General features: G+C 57.5%; 15 protein-coding genes. 8 read left to right on the plus strand and 7 right to left on the minus strand.

Annotated features, from left to right (window positions below):
* Positions 1–3: 3 nt before the first annotated feature.
* The 5 genes from D7S44_RS02880 to rmf all read left to right on the plus strand — a co-directional run bounded on the left by D7S44_RS02880 (position 4) and on the right by rmf (position 5831).
* On the plus strand, positions 4–1917 hold the full coding sequence (locus D7S44_RS02880) for an ABC transporter ATP-binding protein (RefSeq protein WP_120451863.1): 1914 nt from the start codon (positions 4–6) through the stop codon (positions 1915–1917).
* Between the two features lie 16 nt (positions 1918–1933).
* Entirely contained in the window at positions 1934–3202 is a 1269-nt protein-coding gene (pqiA, locus tag D7S44_RS02885) for a membrane integrity-associated transporter subunit PqiA (RefSeq protein WP_120451865.1), read from the plus strand.
* Positions 3189–4832: an intermembrane transport protein PqiB gene (gene pqiB / locus D7S44_RS02890; protein ID WP_120451867.1), complete on the plus strand. Its 1644-nt coding sequence runs from the start codon at positions 3189–3191 to the stop codon at positions 4830–4832. The genes pqiA and pqiB overlap by 14 nt, the downstream gene beginning before the upstream one ends.
* Positions 4829–5395 (plus strand): membrane integrity-associated transporter subunit PqiC, encoded by a 567-nt coding sequence (pqiC, locus tag D7S44_RS02895; protein ID WP_120451868.1) that lies wholly within the window; start codon positions 4829–4831, stop codon positions 5393–5395. Before pqiB ends, pqiC begins: the two co-directional genes overlap by 4 nt.
* A 268-nt stretch (positions 5396–5663) precedes the next feature.
* The gene (gene rmf, locus D7S44_RS02900; RefSeq protein ID WP_120451870.1) at positions 5664–5831 is read left to right on the plus strand and encodes a ribosome modulation factor; all 168 of its coding nucleotides are present in this window, start codon (positions 5664–5666) and stop codon (positions 5829–5831) included.
* 57 nt (positions 5832–5888) lie between these two features.
* Here rmf and fabA read toward each other — a convergent pair whose 3' ends face one another.
* Both fabA and D7S44_RS02910 read right to left on the minus strand, forming a co-directional pair.
* Positions 5889–6407 (minus strand): bifunctional 3-hydroxydecanoyl-ACP dehydratase/trans-2-decenoyl-ACP isomerase, encoded by a 519-nt coding sequence (gene fabA, locus D7S44_RS02905; protein WP_126688655.1) that lies wholly within the window; start codon positions 6405–6407, stop codon positions 5889–5891.
* 67 nt (positions 6408–6474) lie between these two features.
* Complete coding sequence (locus D7S44_RS02910) at positions 6475–8232, minus strand: AAA family ATPase (RefSeq protein ID WP_240629434.1); 1758 nt, start codon at positions 8230–8232, stop codon at positions 6475–6477.
* Positions 8233–8394: 162 nt separating this feature from the next.
* Here D7S44_RS02910 and matP point away from each other — a divergent pair, with 162 nt between their 5' ends.
* Positions 8395–8862 (plus strand): macrodomain Ter protein MatP, encoded by a 468-nt coding sequence (matP, locus tag D7S44_RS02915; protein ID WP_147402079.1) that lies wholly within the window; start codon positions 8395–8397, stop codon positions 8860–8862.
* Positions 8863–8932: 70 nt separating this feature from the next.
* Here matP and ompA read toward each other — a convergent pair whose 3' ends face one another.
* Together ompA and sulA are read right to left on the minus strand one after the other, a co-directional pair.
* A complete protein-coding gene (ompA, locus tag D7S44_RS02920; protein ID WP_120451878.1) occupies positions 8933–10000 on the minus strand; it encodes a porin OmpA in 1068 nt (355 codons plus the stop codon).
* 352 nt (positions 10001–10352) lie between these two features.
* The gene (gene sulA, locus D7S44_RS02925) at positions 10353–10844 is read right to left on the minus strand and encodes an SOS-induced cell division inhibitor SulA (protein WP_120451880.1); all 492 of its coding nucleotides are present in this window, start codon (positions 10842–10844) and stop codon (positions 10353–10355) included.
* Between the two features lie 212 nt (positions 10845–11056).
* Between sulA and D7S44_RS02930 the strand changes: the two genes are divergently transcribed.
* Positions 11057–11668 carry a TfoX/Sxy family DNA transformation protein gene (locus tag D7S44_RS02930; protein WP_120451882.1) on the plus strand — a complete coding sequence of 204 codons (612 nt, stop codon included), beginning with the start codon at positions 11057–11059 and terminating at the stop codon, positions 11666–11668.
* Here the strand turns inward: D7S44_RS02930 and yccS are convergent.
* Both yccS and D7S44_RS02940 read right to left on the minus strand, forming a co-directional pair.
* Positions 11665–13803, minus strand: a complete 2139-nt coding sequence (yccS, locus tag D7S44_RS02935) for a YccS family putative transporter (protein ID WP_120451884.1) — start codon at positions 13801–13803, stop codon at positions 11665–11667. The genes D7S44_RS02930 and yccS overlap by 4 nt on opposite strands.
* Before the next feature lie 9 nt (positions 13804–13812).
* Complete coding sequence (locus D7S44_RS02940) at positions 13813–14256, minus strand: YccF domain-containing protein (protein ID WP_120451886.1); 444 nt, start codon at positions 14254–14256, stop codon at positions 13813–13815.
* Positions 14257–14380: 124 nt separating this feature from the next.
* Between D7S44_RS02940 and helD the strand changes: the two genes are divergently transcribed.
* A complete protein-coding gene (gene helD, locus D7S44_RS02945; protein ID WP_120451888.1) occupies positions 14381–16435 on the plus strand; it encodes a DNA helicase IV in 2055 nt (684 codons plus the stop codon).
* On the opposite strand, the gene mgsA is transcribed toward helD, so the two are convergent.
* Positions 16436–16894: a methylglyoxal synthase gene (mgsA, locus tag D7S44_RS02950; RefSeq protein ID WP_120451890.1), complete on the minus strand. Its 459-nt coding sequence runs from the start codon at positions 16892–16894 to the stop codon at positions 16436–16438.
* Positions 16895–16956 lie beyond the last annotated feature (62 nt).

The following is a 16956-nucleotide window of genomic DNA, read 5'->3' on the forward strand; positions in this document are numbered from 1 at the left end:
CAGATGTCATTAATCAGTATTCACGGCGCTTACCTCTCCTTCAGCGATGCGCCGCTGCTCGACAATACCGAGCTGCATATCGAAGAAAACGAACGCGTCTGTCTGGTCGGCCGTAACGGCGCAGGCAAATCTACCCTGATGAAGATCATTAACGGGGAGCAGCCGCTGGATGACGGTCGCATCATCTTTGAACAGGACCTGGTGGTGGCGCGTCTGCAACAGGACCCGCCGCGCAATATTACCGGCTCGGTATATGACTTTGTGGCGGAAGGGGTGGAAGAACAGGCCGAACACCTCAAGGCCTACCATGCCATTTCGCATGCGGTAATGCTCGATCCCAGCGAGAAAAACCTTAATGAGATGGGACGTCTGCAGACCATTCTGGATCATCACAATCTGTGGCAGCTGGAGAGCCGTATCAACGACGTGTTGCAGCAGATCGGCCTGCAGCCTGATACCGAGCTGTCGTCGCTGTCGGGCGGCTGGCTGCGTAAAGCGGCGCTGGGCCGCGCGCTGGTGAGCAACCCGCGCGTGCTGCTGCTGGACGAACCGACCAACCACCTCGATATCGAAACCATTGACTGGCTGGAGACCTTCCTGAAGACCTTCAGCGGCAGCATCGTCTTTATTTCCCATGACCGCTCGTTTATCCGCAATATGGCAACGCGTATCGTCGACCTCGATCGCGGCAAGCTGGTCTCCTGGCCGGGCAATTACGATCTCTACCTGGAAGGGAAAGAGGAGGCGTTGCGCGTCGAAGAGATGCAGAATGCCGAATTCGACCGCAAGCTGGCGCAGGAAGAGGTGTGGATCCGTCAGGGCATCAAGGCGCGCCGCACCCGTAACGAGGGGCGCGTCCGGGCGCTGAAAGCGCTGCGCCGCGAACGCTCTGAGCGCCGCGAAGTGATGGGCAAAGCCAATATGCAGGTGGGCGAAGCCTCGCGTTCAGGCAAGATTGTCTTCGAGCTGGAGCACGTCAACTATGGCGTGGGCGGCAAGACGCTGGTGCACGACTTCTCCGCGCAGGTGCAGCGCGGCGACAAAATCGCCCTGATTGGCCCGAACGGCTGCGGCAAAACCACGCTGCTGCGCCTGATGCTGCAGCAGCTGAAAGCCGACAGCGGCCGGGTGCACAGCGGTACCAAGCTGGAAGTGGCCTACTTCGATCAGCATCGCGCCGAGCTTGATCCAGACCGGACCGTGATGGATAACCTGGCCGAAGGCAAGCAGGAGGTGATGGTCAACGGCAAGCCGCGCCATGTGCTCGGCTATCTGCAGGACTTCCTGTTTCATCCGAAACGCGCCATGACGCCAGTGCGCGCCCTCTCCGGCGGCGAGCGCAACCGTCTGCTGCTGGCGCGTCTCTTCCTGCGTCCCAGCAACCTGATGATCCTCGATGAACCGACCAACGACCTCGACGTCGAAACCCTCGAGCTGCTGGAAGAGCTGATCGACGGCTATCAGGGCACCGTACTGCTGGTGAGCCACGATCGTCAGTTCGTCGATAACACCGTTACCGAATGCTGGATTTTCGAAGGCAACGGCGAAATCGGCAGCTTCGTAGGCGGCTATCACGATGCGCAGCAGCAGCGCGCAGCCTATAAGCAGCAGAAAAGCGCTCAGGCAAGCAAGCCTGCCGCTGCGGCGAAACCGGCGGAAAAAAGTGACGCCGCGAAACGCGGCGGCGGCAAACTCAGCTATAACCTGACGCGCGAGCTGGAACAGCTGCCGCAGAAGCTGGAGTCGCTTGAAACGCGCATCGGCGAACTGCAGGCAAAAATGAGCCATCCGGATTTCTTCAGCCAGCCGCATGACCAGACCCAGCCGGTGCTGGATGCGCTGGCACAGACGGAGCAGGAGCTGGAAGCAGCCTTCGCACGCTGGGAAGAGCTGGAAGCGCTGAAAAACGGCGCGTAACCATAAGGGAATCGGGATGTGTTCAGCCGCTGAAAGTCAGGCGTGGATGCTTTGTCCACAGTGCGATTTAATGGTGAAACTGCCGGACGTGCCGCAGGGTAGCCGTGCGTCCTGCCCGCGCTGCCATACGGTGCTGACCGCTAACTGGCCTGAGCCGCGCAAACGCCCAACCGGCTATGCGCTGGCGGCGCTGTTTATGCTGCTGCTGGCGAACCTGTTTCCCTTTATCACCATGAGGGTCGCGGGCCTCAGCAGCCAGATATCGCTGCTGCAGATCCCGAAGGTCATGGTGTCGGAGGATTACAGCAGTCTCGCCACGCTCTTTCTGGCGTTTGTCCAGGCGATCCCTGGACTCTGTATGGTGGCCATTATTCTGCTGGTCAACCGCATAAAAATGCCGGTAAGCCTGCGGCTGGGGCTGGCGCGCATCCTGTTTCAGCTGCGCAGCTGGGGCATGGCGGAGATCTTTATGGCCGGTGTGCTGGTCAGCTTCGTGAAGCTGATGGCTTACGGCGATATCGGTCTGGAAACCAGCTTCTGGCCCTGGTGTCTGTTCTGCCTGCTGCAGCTGCGCGCTTTTCAGTGTGTGGATCGCCGCTGGCTGTGGGACCAGATCGCGCCGATGCCGCCGCTGCCGCACCTGCCTGAAAAGGGCGTTAGCGGGCTACAGCAGGGGATGCGCTCCTGTCCCTGCTGCACCGCAATCCTGGCGGCGGATCAGCCCGACTGTCCGCGCTGCGGCGTCATTGCCGCGCCACGCCGCAAGCACAGCCTGCAGTGGACGCTGGCGCTGCTCTTTACCTCGCTGATGATCTATATCCCCGCTAACCTGTTACCGATTATGGTGACCGAAACTCTGGGCACGCCATATCCGTCTAACATTATGGCGGGCGTGATCCTGCTCTGGAGCGATGGCTCTTATCCGGTGGCGCTGGTTATTTTTATCGCCAGCATTATGGTGCCGTCGCTGAAAATGCTGGCGATTGGCTGGCTCTGCTGGAATGCCAGCGGGCGCGGGCAGCGCGACAGCGAAAAGATGCACCTGATTTATGAAGTGGTCGAATTTGTCGGCCGCTGGTCAATGATAGACGTGTTTGTTATTGCCGTGCTCTCTGCGCTGGTGCGCATGGGGCAACTGATGAATGTTTATCCCGCAACGGGCGCGCTGCTGTTTGCGCTGGTAGTGATCCTGACCATGATCGCCGCTATGACATTTGACCCGCGCCTGACCTGGGATCGCGTACAGGAACACACTACAAAGGAGCCGCGCCTTGACGGAAAGTAACCACGGCCATGCCAAAGTCGACCAGATAAAACGCTGGTCGCCGGTCTGGATTGTCCCCATCGTGACGCTGTTGATCGGCGGATGGATTTTGTTTTATCACTTCAGCCACCTCGGACCCGAAGTGACCCTGATTACGGAAAATGCGGAAGGTATCGAGGCCGGGAAAACCACGATCAAAAGCCGCAGCGTCGATGTAGGCGTTGTGGAAAAAGCGGAGCTGACCGACGATCTGCATCACGTTGAGATCACCGCGCGCCTCAACTCCGGCATGGAAAAGCTGCTGCACGGCGACAGCTATTTTTGGGTGGTGAAGCCGCAGATTGGCCGCGAAGGCGTGACTGGACTCAATACGCTGCTCTCCGGTGCCTATATTGAGATGCAGCCAGGCACCAAAGAGGAGGCGAAAGAGCGCTATCAGCTGCTTGATGCGCCGCCGCTGGCGCCACCTGATGCGAAAGGTATCCGCATTACGCTCGACAGTAAAAAATCGGGGCAGCTGAACGCCGGCGATCCGGTGTTGTTCCGCGGCTACCGCGTCGGGACGGTGGAAACCAGCACTTTTGATACCGATAAGCGCATGATGACCTATCAGCTCTTTATCGCAGCGCCGTACGATCGGCTGGTGACCACCAATGTCCGTTTCTGGAAGGACAGTGGCATCGCGGTGGATATGTCAGCATCGGGCATGCGGGTCGAGATGGGGTCGCTGACGACGTTGTTCAGCGGCGGCGTCAGCTTTGATGTGCCGGACGGCTGGGATTTAGGCCAGGCCGCAACGAACCACGCGGACTATCATCTGTTCGACGATCAGCGCAGCATCCAGGATTCGCTCTACACCAACCATGTGGATTTCCTGATGTTCTTCACCGATTCGATCCGTGGCCTGCAGGTCGGCGCGCCGGTCGAGTTCCGCGGCATCCGTCTGGGTACGGTCGCGCAGGCGCCCTTTATGACCGAGGGTGTTAATCAGGCATTGAATAACGATTACCGCGTGCCGGTGCTGATCCGCATTGAGCCTGACCGCTTTACCGCCAGACTGGGTCAGGACTTTAATCTGGAGCAACATCTGCAGGACGGCAAAAAACGCGGCCTGCGCGCCTCGTTGAAAACCGGCAACCTGCTCTCCGGCTCGCTCTATATCGATCTCGACTTCTACGATAATGTGCCGCCTTATAAAGGCCCGAACAAAATCGCAGGCTACGAGATTATTCCAACGACCAGCGGCGGCCTGAGTCAGATCCAGCAGAAACTAGTGGCGGCGCTCGACAAGATTAACGCTTTGCCGCTCAACAACGTGGTGACCGAGGCGACCGGTACGCTGAAAGAGAGCCAGCGCACGCTGCGTGAAATGCAGGGCACGCTGAAAAACCTTAATCAGATCACCGCCAGCCCGGCGATGAAAACGCTGCCGGAAGATATGCAGCAAACGCTGCGTGAACTGAACCGCAGTATGAAAGGGCTGCAGCCAGGTTCCCCGGCTTACAACAAGCTGGTGGGTGATATGCAGCGACTCGATCAGGTACTGCGCGAGCTGCAACCGGTATTGAAAACGCTCAATACCAAGAGCAACGCGCTGGTCTTCGAGGCCAAACCGGGTCAGGATCCACAGCCAAAGAGGGCGAAACAGTGAGAAAAGGAGCCGTTTTGTGCGCCGCGCTGCTGTTAAGCGCGTGCAGCAGCACTATCGATAACACCTACTACCAGCTGCCGTCGCAACCGGCGGCTATGCAGGTGCGCAGCGGCGGCGAAGCGCAGCCGCCAGCGCTGTGGGTTCAGCAGGTCGCCGTTCCCGATTATCTGGCGGGCAACGGACTGGTTTATCAGACCAGCGACGTAAAATACGTTATCGCCGCTAATAATCTATGGGCCAGCCCGCTCGATCAGCAGCTCCAGCAAACGCTGGTCGCTAATCTGAGCAAGGCCCTGCCGGGCCGACTGGTTTCCGCTGCGCCGCTGGGCGAGAAGCATGACACGTTGAGCGTCACGGTGACCGGTTTTCAGGGACGCTATGACGGGCGCGCCGTGGTAAGCGGCGAGTGGGTGCTGCAGCATAATGGCCATGTGGTGAAGCAGGGCTTCGATGTGGCGCTGCCGCAAAACGAAGACGGCTACGAGGCGCTGGTGCGTACGCTTGCTGTCGGCTGGCAGCAGACCGCGCAGCAGATCGCCAATGCAGCGATAACCTCAGAATAAAGTTCGGTAAAGATTTTGCTCCGCCCCTGATTGTCGTCAGCGAAATGCTACGACGAGAAGGGGCTTTTTTTATTGGCTCTTCAAGGCGATAAGCGAAACCGTCAGCGGCAACAATGGCAATTTAACGTCAAAGTGATGACACTGGCGTGAAATTTGCGCATTGACCTTTCCGGGCGGGACAGGTAGAACTTAACTGTGGCTGAGTAATATTTCGCCACTCTTTTTCTTTCCACCAGATTCCACAGACCTGATATGAGGGATACGGAGTATGAAGAGACAGAAACGAGACCGCCTTGAACGCGCTCACTCACGTGGCTACCAGGCCGGTATTACAGGACGCTCGAAAGAGATGTGTCCGTATCAGATGATTGAGGCTAAGTCTCACTGGTTGGGAGGTTGGCGACAAGCCATGGAGGACAGGGCGGTTACGGTGTAATTGTCCGTCACGAAAAGGAAGAAACCTCCGCGCTGGCGGAGGTTTTCATTTGCGCTATCAGAAAGCGTTGGTGTCTTTAAACAGACCGACTTTCAGATCGCTGGCAGAATAAATCAGATTACCATCAACGAAGACTTCGCCATCGGCGACGCCCATCACCAGTTTGCGGTTAATGACGCGCTTGAAGTGAATGCGATAGGTGACTTTTTTCGCCGTCGGCAGCACCTGGCCCGTGAATTTCACCTCGCCGACGCCCAGCGCGCGGCCTTTGCCTTCTCCGCCAAGCCAGCCCAGATAGAAACCGACCAGCTGCCACATGGCATCCAGACCGAGACAGCCTGGCATCACCGGGTCGCCAATAAAGTGACAGGCGAAAAACCACAGGTCCGGATTGATATCCAGCTCGGCTTCAACGAAACCTTTATCGTATTTACCGCCATCTTCGGTCATCTTGACCACGCGGTCCATCATCAACATGTTGCCTGACGGAAGCGGCGGACCGTTCTCGCCAAACAGTTCACCGCGACCTGACGCAATCAGGTCCTCTTTGCTATAGGATTCGCGTTTATCAACCATGTTTTCAATAAGCCTTGTTTTAGTGAAGCACGAAGTTTAGCGAACAGCTGTACGCCGGGCAATTCAATCAGTTCTGGTTAAACCAGTTTAGCCAGCGAAGAGGCCAGGGTCGATGGCTCGCTTCCTGCTGATTGAGTTGGGTAATACGATCCTGGATCCTGCGCAGCAGCGTGTCGCCGTTCTCATCATCGCTGTGCCAGATAACGCCGGTCAGCAGCGGCAGCGCTTCATCGGCACGATCGATCGCCCAGATATGGAAGCGGCCCTGTTCAACGGCGTCGACCACTTCCTGGCTCAGGCACAGATGGCGCACATTGCACGCCGGAATAATCACGCCCTGCTGGCCGGTGAGCTCGCGTTCGTTGCAAATCGTAAAGAAGCCTTCAATCTTTTCATTCAGTCCGCCTACCGGCTGAACGTTGCCGAACTGATCGACAGAACCTGTTACCGCAATCTGCTGATTAATCGGTTGATTAGCCAGCGCGCTGATCAGGGCGCACAGCTCGGCCAGAGAGGCGCTGTCCCCGTCGACTTCCGAGTAGGATTGCTCAAATACCAGCGATGCGGAGAAGGGCAGCTGTTGATCCAGCTCCAGTTCGGCGATCAGATACGCCTGCATGATCATCATGCCTTTCGCGTGGATGTTGCCACCCAGCTCAGCTTTGCGCTCGACATCGGTAAATTCGCCGTCGCCTGGATGAACCACGCAGGTAATGCGCGAAGGTTCGCCCCAGGGACGTGGATGACCTGGAAACTCCACGACGGAAAGGCCGTTGATTTGGCCGACAATTTCGCCTTCGGTTTCAATCAGGATCTGTTTTAGCAGGATCTCATCACGCATGCGTTCGGCAAGGAAAGCTTCGCGCCAGCTGCGGGTCTCAAGGGCGCTGACTAACGCCGCTTCGCTCAGCTCGCTCTCCTGCATAAAGGCTTCGCGCATCTGACGCAGCAGCCAGCGTGGGCAGAGCGGCAGCACTTCCTGATCGCCGGTGTAACGCACCGCCTCACGGATCAGCGGCGGCCAGAAATCAGTTTGCGGCGCAGGCAGCCCCGCCTGCAGCGCAACATCCTGCGCCCAGCGGCACCAGGCAAGCATGTCATCTTCGTCGACGATTTGCAGGTTTTCTTCGAATTCAGTATAGGTCGCCAGCTCGTGCAGTTCCGGATCGCTTTCCTGAAAGGCTGCCAGCGCATCGCGATCGCCGCACAACACCAGCTTCAGGCTTAGGGGAAGCGGGGGAATGGAAACCGGCAGAGGATGACGCTCATCCGCTGACTGCCACTCCAGGCGGCCCAGCTGGATGGCGCGCTTCAGCCGCAGCCAGAGCAACGGCTGCGCCTGCAGAGTACGCAGCGACAGCACCAGCGTACCGCCATTGGCGCGGTGGATCAGGCCCGGTTCAAGCTGCAAACGATCGCGGCGCAGACGCACGCAGCCAAACAGCTGCTCGTTCTCAATCCACTCCGCAAAATGCACCTGACCCGTGCCGGTAAAAGGATGCGAGGCATCGCCGGGCGGCTGGAGGGTCACGTTATCCGCAATGATATGATAATGTCCGCCGAACAGCTCAGCGGGTTCGTCGGCGATACGCTCCATCTGGCGCGCAATCAGTTCCAGGTAATCCGCATTCTCCTGACTGCACACCAGCAGAAGGGGAAAGCCTTCGGTCTGTTGATCGAGATACGCCAGTGCATTCAGCAAACGCGGCTGTACCGCCGCCAGGCTATCGGTCTCTTCTTCGGTAATACGGGAGAAAACGGACGCGTATTCGGTAATATTCGGCTGCAGGTCTTGCCAGGAAAGTTGAGAGCTGGTCAAAATAATCGCATTTGGTTAATTAAAGAAAAGCGGGATTATACAGGAAACCCCTTTGTTAAGCACTGCATGGTTCGGATTAACCCTGAGACAAACAACGCCTTTTTCCTTACTGCATCCAGGAAAAAAACTGTTATTCTTAGTTTGTTACGCGGTCACGATGAGATTCCGATGAAATACCAACAACTCGAAAATCTTGAAAGTGGATGGAAATGGAAATACCTGGTGAAAAAACACCGGGAAGGTGAACTGATCACGCGTCACCTTGAACTCAGCGCTGCGCAGGCGGCCGTTGAGGAGCTGCTCTCAATGGAAAATCGTCCGGTCGATGTGGCTGAATGGATCGCGCAACATATTCACCCGGGCCTGGATAATCGTCTTAAACAGACGATTCGCGCGCGTCGCAAGCGGCACTTTAATGCGGAACATCAGCATACGCGTAAAAAGTCGATCGATCTGGAGTACCTGGTGTGGCAACGCCTGGCGGGACTGGCACAGCGTCGCGGCTGTACGCTTTCGGAAACCATCGTTCAGCTGATTGAAGATGCGGAACGTAAAGAAAAATACGCCACGCAGATGTCGAGCCTGAAACAGGATCTGCAGGCTATTCTTGGTAAATCGGAAACGGGCAGCGAATAACGCGGCGCGTAAACGCTAATCAGCAGACATAAAAAAACCCCGCTTTGCGGGGTTTTTCTTACGGAGTAACTTAAGCCTGCGGCTGAGTTACAACGTCTTTGATACCTTTCACGTCGATTTCTACGCGACGGTCCGGACCCAGGCAGTCGATCAGAGCCTTACGGCCTTTCACGCTGTCACAGGTGTTGCCGGTAACTGGGTTAGATTCGCCCATGCCACGTGCAGAGATCTTGTTAGACGGGATACCTTTAGATACCAGGTAGTCAACCACAGACTGAGCGCGTTTCTCAGACAGTTTCTGGTTGTACTGGTCAGAGCCGATGCGGTCAGTGAAGCCCAGAACGACAACAGAACCGTCTTTCGGATCCATTGAGCTCAGCTGGCTGTACAGCTGATCCAGAGCCTGCTGGCCTTCCGGCTTCAGGGTAGCTTTGTTGAAGGTGAACAGCACGTCAGACTTCAGGGTGAAACGCTTGGTTTCAACAACTGGAGCCGGAGCCGGTGCCGGAGCTGCAACCGGTGCAACTTCATCCTGACCGAAGCGGTATGAAACGCCTACGCTCAGCATGCCGTTGTCAGGACGTGCGCCAACAGTCTGCGCATCACCGATGTTGTTAACCCACTGGTAGTCCAGACGAGTTGCCCAGTTCTGAGTCAGAGCGTATTCAACACCCACTGCTGCCAGCGGAGAAACGCCGGTGTCGTGGTCGCTGATGCGGCCATTAACAACGTTGTTCTGAGTTGCGTCAGCGCGCCATACCATACCACCCAGACGGGTGTAGACATCCAGATCGTCAGTGATCGGATAGCTCAGTTTAGCAGCCAGCTGAATGCCCTGTGCTTTGAATGCGCCGTTGTTTACGGTGCCTTTGTTCGGCATACGGCCAAGCCAGTCGTAACCCAACTCGAAGCCCAGGTACGGGTTAGCCTGGTAACCCAGGAATGCACCAGCGCCAAGCTGAGATTCGTGAGTCGGGCCGTTGTTGTTGCCATAACCGTTACCGTAGTAACCAGTATCATGATACTGAGACCAGCCCAGTTTAGCACCGGTATACCAGGTGTCATCTTTCGGAGCGGCCTGCGCTACGGTAGCGAAGCCAGCCAGTGCCACTGCAATTGCGATAGCTGTCTTTTTCATTTTGCGCCTCGTTATCATCCAAATAGGCAATGAGCAAAAAGGGATGCTCTTGGTTGTAATCCTTCGCCGGGTTAATACGCTCGCTTATGACTCTACCGATAAAAAACGGAGATTATTGAGCACCCTGGCGAGGTAAAGTCTACAACGAGATTGGAAAGTTACAAGTATGATGTGAGGGGATGCCGCAAAAAAACAGGGCTTTATACACATATTCTAACATTTGACCCGGTCTTAATGTCGGCCTCTTTTTGAGCAAAATGCAGCTAAACCATTGTCAAAGCTGGAAGGAAAAGAATCAGTGGTTTAGCTGAAATAAAAAAGGCAAAAGGCGCGAGAAAAATCCTAATTTTACTCAATGAAACAAATCCGACTGAATTTTTAGCCCTTTATTTGGTCGCAGCGTGGTCGCGGAGCTCCCGTTTGGGCGCATAATCAACCCCAGCGCTTTTCCTTCCGCTGCCGCCTGCTCCAGTTCGCGTCGCTCTTCTTCATCGAGATCATAAGGGATCCAGGCGAGTACCACGCTGTAATTCCCTGTACGCAAAGCTTTAATCATCGCTTCTACGGAGGTGCAACGCTCTGAATCCGCAACGTGCATGCTTTTTTCCAGCGGCAGACCTGACTGCTGCAGCCAGGCGCGATTAAGCTTATGCGCGGGCGTCAGCCACAGCTGCCAGCGAGACTCCTGGCTGAGCTGTTGCAGTAACGGCAGCAGCAACATTTGCATCATGCCGGGCTGTTCGCTGTAGCGCAGTTCCGTGATCCAGCCGCTGTGCTGCGACGGCTTAGAAGAGGAGACATGACGGTGGGCAAAGCCTGCATTATTAAAGTGTTGGGTGCGCATAAGTTAACCACTCAGCATTGGACTGTATGGATATACAGTAATGACTTCCTGGATAAAGATCAACCTCAAATTTGGAAAACGGCTCGCAAAAACGGGAGAAGGTGAGACGGGAACGCAATAATTAATTGAACCCTTAACGGATTTTTTCTATATCTCTAACGGACTGATAGACATGACTTTTTAGTCGTATTTTTGCACAAGGAGAGCGTGCCATGAAAAAACAGCACCCTATCGTAGAACGGTCACGTCACCGTCTGGCCGCCTTAGGCCACATCGAATCGCGTACACAGTTTGGCGGCTATGCGCTGGCGGTTGAAAAAGTGGTTTTCGCGCTGATCAATGATGACGCACTCTATCTGCGCGCCAGCGAAGCATTACGGGAATATGCGGCGCGGAAACCGATGCAGCCGCTGATATTTCGCAAGCGCGGCGCCGCTGTCAGCCTCAATTACTACCGCGTCGACGACGTACTGTGGAACGACTCTTCTCAGCTGCTGGCATTGTCCGCCGCTTCGCTACGCACCGCTCAGGAAGAATCTCTGGCCAGACAGGTGCCGCTGCGGCTGAAAGATTTGCCGAATCTTAGCCTGCGAATAGAGCTTCTGCTGCATGAGGCAGGCGTCAAAACCGTGCGGCACCTGATCGACCTGGGATCCAAACAGTGCTGGCTCAGACTCCGGGCGATAAACCGGCATATCGGATTTAAAACTTTGCTGGCCCTTGAAGGCGCAATAAAAGGGCGGCATGAAGCCGCCTTGCCCCAGGCCGTCAGGGCGGAACTCAATGAGTGGTATCAGCAGGCGCTAAAGGGAGACGCCTCTTAAGAGGGCGCCAGCGTGCGGCGCAGGCGAGCAATCTCCGGCAGCAAGGCCACCAGCAACCCTAACTGCTGTAACACCAGCGGCGCACGCGTCTCCTGATTGGCCGCCATATCGCTGATACGCTGCGTCAGGGCGCTCTGCATACTTTCCGCCTCGGCATCGCTCACCACCTCGGTTTGCAGCACATCTTCGACATAGCAGACCGTGTCGTCGAGCAGCGTCAGCAGCGCACTGTCGTTAAGCTTATCGCGGTGCGCGCCCAGCGCGGAGATATAGCTCAGAAAAGAGTGATTAAGACAGAGCAGCTGGAAAGCGGACTCTTTGTGTTTCTGGTGCGTACGCGACTCGCCGCTCATATTTGAGACCACGGAGGCCAGCTCCGCATCGGCGTTATGGGCGTCGCGTCGCGCGATACGATAAGCCAGGCGATTATCTTTGCCCTGGTGATACTGCTCCATAATCGCATCCAGATAGCGGCAGTTAGCGTTCAGGGTCCGCTCCGCCACCGCTGGCAGCTGCCGGAAGCGCCAGTCGGGCCAGATAAAGGCCACCGCCAGCCAGGCGAGCGCGCACCCCAGCAGCGTATCCACAATGCGCGGCAGCGCGACCTCAAAGCCTTCTCCCAGCAAATTGAAGCAGAGCAGCACCAGCAGGGTGATAAATAGCGTCGCCTGCGCATATTGCACCTGACGAAAAGCGAAAAACAGCACGCCGCTGACCACAATCAACACCAGCTGACCTTCGGTTGAGGGCACCAGCCAGAGCACCGGCAGCCCGATAGCAATGCCCGCCAGGGTGCCGCCGATACGCAATGCCAGCCTGCGTCGCGTGGCGTTATAGTTGGGCTGACAAACAAACAGGCTGGTCAGCAGGATCCAGTAGCCGCGGTCAAGACCGGTGAGCTGGATAAAACCATAACCGATACAGAGCACGGCAGTCATGCGTACCGCATGGCGGAACAGCGCGGAGGCGGGCGTCATATGACGGCTCAGCCGCAGGCGGATGTCGCTCCAGCCGCTCAGTCCCTCACGCGATAGCCGGTTATCGCCCGGCGGGGTTTCGCTGGCCAGAGACTGTTCTGACTCTATCGACCCCAGCTGCGCGTCAATCGCGCGCAGATTGCGCAACAGCCAGAACAGCGGACGCAGATGCGGCGCGTCAGGCTCGTTTTGCTGCAGACGCTCCAGCGCGGTCTGCAATCGATCGAACGCCCGCTCGAAGCGAGGATCGTGCTCCCAGCGCTCACGCATTAAAATGCACTGCGACAGCTGGCGACACGCCTGCGCCTGCATATTCAGCAGCCGCTGAAAGCGGAACAGAATTTCGTTATAGCGCCAGTCATCGCGCAGCAGATGGTATTGCAGATGGGATGAGCTGGCGCGCTCGTGAATATCCTGCGCCACGAAATAGTAATGCAGGCTGCGACGGGTGCTGCGCGATCCGCGATCGCCGCGCAGACGGCTTTGCAGTGTGGTTTTGGTCAAATTAAGCTGCGCCACCAGCTGGCTGTTAACCATCGCGGTGCGGATCAGCGTAGCGTCATCCTGTGCGTCGCCGTCGGGATCGAACAGATTCGCTTTGGCCTCAAGATATTGCGCCAGCTGCGCATAGCTGCCCGCCAGCTGCTCCTGCACCGGCCGCACCGGAAACATCAGGTGGCCGAGCAGCGTCAGCAGGTTGTACCAGAGCGCGCCGACCAGCAGCAGTATCGGCTGCATATACCACTGCGAAAAAAGCCCGATGCCCAGCATGGTGTAAACCGCAATCAGCAGCGCGCCAAAGGCGATAGTGGCGTAACGCTGGCCGAGCGCGCCAAGCAGAATAAAGCCCCAGGTTGAGAGCGCCAGCCCGGCCATAAATGCCAGCGGATGCGGAAACAGCAGCTCTACCGAGACCGATGCGATACAAAAGCAGAGCAGGGTGATCAGCAGGTTCCGCAGGCGGCCGCTGAGGCGGTCGTCCAGATCGGCCAGCGCGGCAGCCACCACGCCGAGCGTCAGCGGGATGGTCCAGTCTATCTGATGCAGCCACCAGGGCACCGCCGCACAGCCGGCCAGCGCCAGAAAAATGCGCAGCAGGTAACGCCAGCTGCTGTTAAACAGGTAGTTGCGCCAGCCCGGCAAGGCTTTGGACATCATGTTGCGACCTCAGTAGCGACGACGGGCGCTGGCTTCGCGTGCGACCCGGGCTTCTTCCACCGATACCACGCGGCGGCCGACCGGCCAGAGGGCAATGGCGGCGATCTTGAAATTAGCGAGACCCACCGGAATGCCAATGATGCTGATGCACTGGACGATGCCGGTGGAGATATGCGTCAGACAGAGCCACCAGCCGAAAAAGATCAGCCAGAAAATATTGAGAAAGGTGCCGCCGGTATTCAGCAGCGCGCTTTTACTCTCCGGGCGCAGCACATCCACATGCACCGCCTCGTTGCCGTAAGGTACTAGGGAGAGTTTGGTAATTTCCCAGCAGGAGCGCGTCAGCGGAAGGGTAAAGATCAGGACGATACTCACCAGCGTGGCGAACAGCCAGCAAAGGGTGGTGATAAACCCGCCGAGAATAAAATTAAGAATGTTCAACACTGTGCGCATGGCGTTCTTTTCCTTTTGCTTTCCGCAAGATGTGCCGCCAAGTTTAGCCTGTTTTAAGGCTGGAGCGCCAAGAGTCTGACAGGTAAACTCCCGATATTCTTTTTTCAGGTTCGACGGTGTGGACATGGAACTCAAAGCGACATCGATGGGCAAACGGCTTGCCCAGCATCCCTATAACCGGGTTCGCCTGCTGGCGGCTGGGGTGGAAGTAAGCGGTGACCGGCACGAATACCTGATCCCTTTTAACGAACTGCTGAATATCAGCTGCAAGCGCGGCATGGTCTGGGGCGAACTGGAGTTTTTACTGCCTGACGATAAGGTCGTGCGGCTGCACGGCACCGAATGGCAGGAGACTCAGCGCTTTTATCACTATCTGCTGCAGGCCTGGCAGACGTGGAGCGCAGAGATGAGCGCTATTTGCGCCGCCGTTTTAAGCGAGCTAAAGCAGGAGATCGACCGCTTCGGCGCGCAGGATCGCTGGCTCAAGCGCGGCGAGCTACAGGCGCTGCGCGCCACCATTGAAAAACAGTTCGCCGCGCTGCCGCTGCCGCTGGCGCGCCTGGAGGAGTTTAGCGACTGCCGCACGCTCTACCTTGATTGCCAGCGCTGGCTTGGGCAGGGCGAAACGGCGCTGCGCCAGCGCAACCGCGACTGGACGGCGCGTATGCTGCAGGAGCATCACGACTTTTTCGCCACGGTGGAAACGTCGCCGCTCAACGCGTCGCAGAGCGAAGCCGTGGTTAACGGCGAAGACGCGGTGCTGGTGCTGGCGGGCGCAGGCAGCGGCAAAACGTCGGTGCTGGTGGCGCGGGCGGGCTGGCTGCTGCGGCGAAAACTGGCCGCACCCGATCAGATCCTGCTGCTGGCGTTCGGCCGTCAGGCGGCGGAAGAGATGAACGACCGCATCCGTTCCCGGCTGGGCGTCGCCGACATTCAGGCACGCACCTTCCACGCGCTGGCGCTGCATATCATCCGCGAAGGCAGCAATAAGCAGCCGACGATTAGCAAGCTGGAGAGCGATACTGCGGCGCGTCACGCGCTGCTTATCGACATCTGGCGTCAGCAGTGCCACGAGAAAAAAGCGCAGGCAAACGGCTGGCGTCAGTGGCTGCGCGACGAGCTGGAGTGGGAGCTGCCCGAAGGCGATTTCTGGCAGGACGATCGGCTGGCGAAACGGCTGGCGTCGCGCCTTGAACGCTGGCTGGGGCTGATGCGTATGCACGGCGGCGCGCAGGCGGCCATGATCGCCGAGGCGCCAGACGAAGTGCGCGAACTGTTCAGCAAGCGAGTGAAGCTGATGGCGCCACTGCTGAAAGCCTGGAAGAGCGCGCTGAAAGAGGAGGGCGCGGTAGATTTTTCCGGGCTGATTCATCAGGCGATCGCGATCCTGAATAAAGGGCGTTTTATCAGCCCGTGGAAGCATATCCTGGTGGATGAATTTCAGGATATCTCGCCGCAGCGCGCCGCTTTGCTTGCGGCGCTGCGCCAGCAGAACAAGCGCACCACTTTGTTCGCCGTGGGTGATGACTGGCAGGCAATCTATCGCTTCACCGGCGCGGAGATGACGCTGACCACCGCCTTTCATCACTATTTCGGCGAGGGGGATCGCTGCGTGCTGGATACGACCTATCGCTTCAACGATCGCATCGGCGATATCGCGAACCGGTTCGTCCAGCAGAATCCACATCAGTTGCGTAAGCCGCTCAACAGCCTGACGAAGGGCACTAAAAAGGCCACAGGCCTGTTGCCGCAGGAGCAGCTGGAGCCGCTGCTGAACAAGCTGAGCGGATACGCCAAACCCGATGAACGCGTGTTGCTGCTGGCGCGTTATCACCATCTGCGTCCGGAAGTGCTGGATAAAGCCAAAACCCGCTGGCCGAAGCTCAACCTCGACTTTATGACTATCCACGCCAGTAAGGGACAGCAGGCCGATTTTGTTATCCTGCTGGGTCTACAGGCGGGCAAAGAGGGGTTTCCCGCTGCGGCGCGTGAATCGGTGATAGAGCAGGGATTATTGCCGCAGCCGGAAGATTTCCCGGATGCGGAGGAGCGGCGTCTGGCTTATGTCGCGTTAACGCGCGCGCGTCAGCAGGTGTGGTTGCTCTACGACCGCGAGCAGCCGTCACGCTTTGTCGAGCAGTTTCGTCAGCTCGGCGTGCCGCTGCTGCGTAAAGCCTGATCAGTTAAGGCGCGCCTGCAGGTAACGCTCATAGTCTGGAATGGCGATCTCTACTGACTGCGCAAACAGCGGCGACTGAATAATAAAGTTAGCCGTCGCGAGGTTGGTGGCGACAGGGATATTCCAGACGGTCGCGAGACGCAGCAGCGCTTTGACATCGGGGTCATGCGGCACCGCATTCAGCGGATCCCAGAAGAAGATCAGCACATCGATTTTTCCTTCCGCAATCAGCGCGCCAACCTGCTGATCGCCGCCCATCGGGCCGCTCAGCATCGCGTTCACGTTTAATCCGGTATGGCGATTAATCAGATTGCCGGTGGTGCCGGTGGCGTAAAGGGTGTGAGATTCCAGCGTGGGCTGGTTTTGTTTCACCCAGTCAAGCAGGGAAGCCTTGCAGTGATCGTGCGCAACGAGCGCGATATGTTTGCTGGGGCCAAGCGTACGTGTGGTCTGTTCCATAAAGGCGTCCTGGTAAAATCGCGTGCCGAGAAGAGAGTCGCACGAGTTTACCCTGTGCCTTT

Source organism: Pantoea piersonii (genome assembly GCF_003612015.1).
In the GTDB taxonomy this organism is placed as follows: Bacteria; Pseudomonadota; Gammaproteobacteria; order Enterobacterales; family Enterobacteriaceae; genus Pantoea; species Pantoea piersonii.

What these genes read in the sequence shown, in the direction of transcription:
- D7S44_RS02880 (WP_120451863.1), top strand. Translation starts at nt 4, where the DNA reads ATGTCATTAATCAGTATTCACGGCGCTTACCTCTCCTTCAGCGATGCG.
- pqiA (WP_120451865.1), top strand. Translation starts at nt 1,934, where the DNA reads ATGTGTTCAGCCGCTGAAAGTCAGGCGTGGATGCTTTGTCCACAGTGC.
- rmf (WP_120451870.1), top strand. Translation starts at nt 5,664, where the DNA reads ATGAAGAGACAGAAACGAGACCGCCTTGAACGCGCTCACTCACGTGGC.
- fabA (WP_126688655.1), bottom strand. Translation starts at nt 6,407, where the DNA reads ATGGTTGATAAACGCGAATCCTATAGCAAAGAGGACCTGATTGCGTCA.
- matP (WP_147402079.1), top strand. Translation starts at nt 8,395, where the DNA reads ATGAAATACCAACAACTCGAAAATCTTGAAAGTGGATGGAAATGGAAA.
- ompA (WP_120451878.1), bottom strand. Translation starts at nt 10,000, where the DNA reads ATGAAAAAGACAGCTATCGCAATTGCAGTGGCACTGGCTGGCTTCGCT.
- sulA (WP_120451880.1), bottom strand. Translation starts at nt 10,844, where the DNA reads ATGCGCACCCAACACTTTAATAATGCAGGCTTTGCCCACCGTCATGTC.
- D7S44_RS02930 (WP_120451882.1), top strand. Translation starts at nt 11,057, where the DNA reads ATGAAAAAACAGCACCCTATCGTAGAACGGTCACGTCACCGTCTGGCC.
- yccS (WP_120451884.1), bottom strand. Translation starts at nt 13,803, where the DNA reads ATGATGTCCAAAGCCTTGCCGGGCTGGCGCAACTACCTGTTTAACAGC.
- D7S44_RS02940 (WP_120451886.1), bottom strand. Translation starts at nt 14,256, where the DNA reads ATGCGCACAGTGTTGAACATTCTTAATTTTATTCTCGGCGGGTTTATC.
- helD (WP_120451888.1), top strand. Translation starts at nt 14,381, where the DNA reads ATGGAACTCAAAGCGACATCGATGGGCAAACGGCTTGCCCAGCATCCC.
- mgsA (WP_120451890.1), bottom strand. Translation starts at nt 16,894, where the DNA reads ATGGAACAGACCACACGTACGCTTGGCCCCAGCAAACATATCGCGCTC.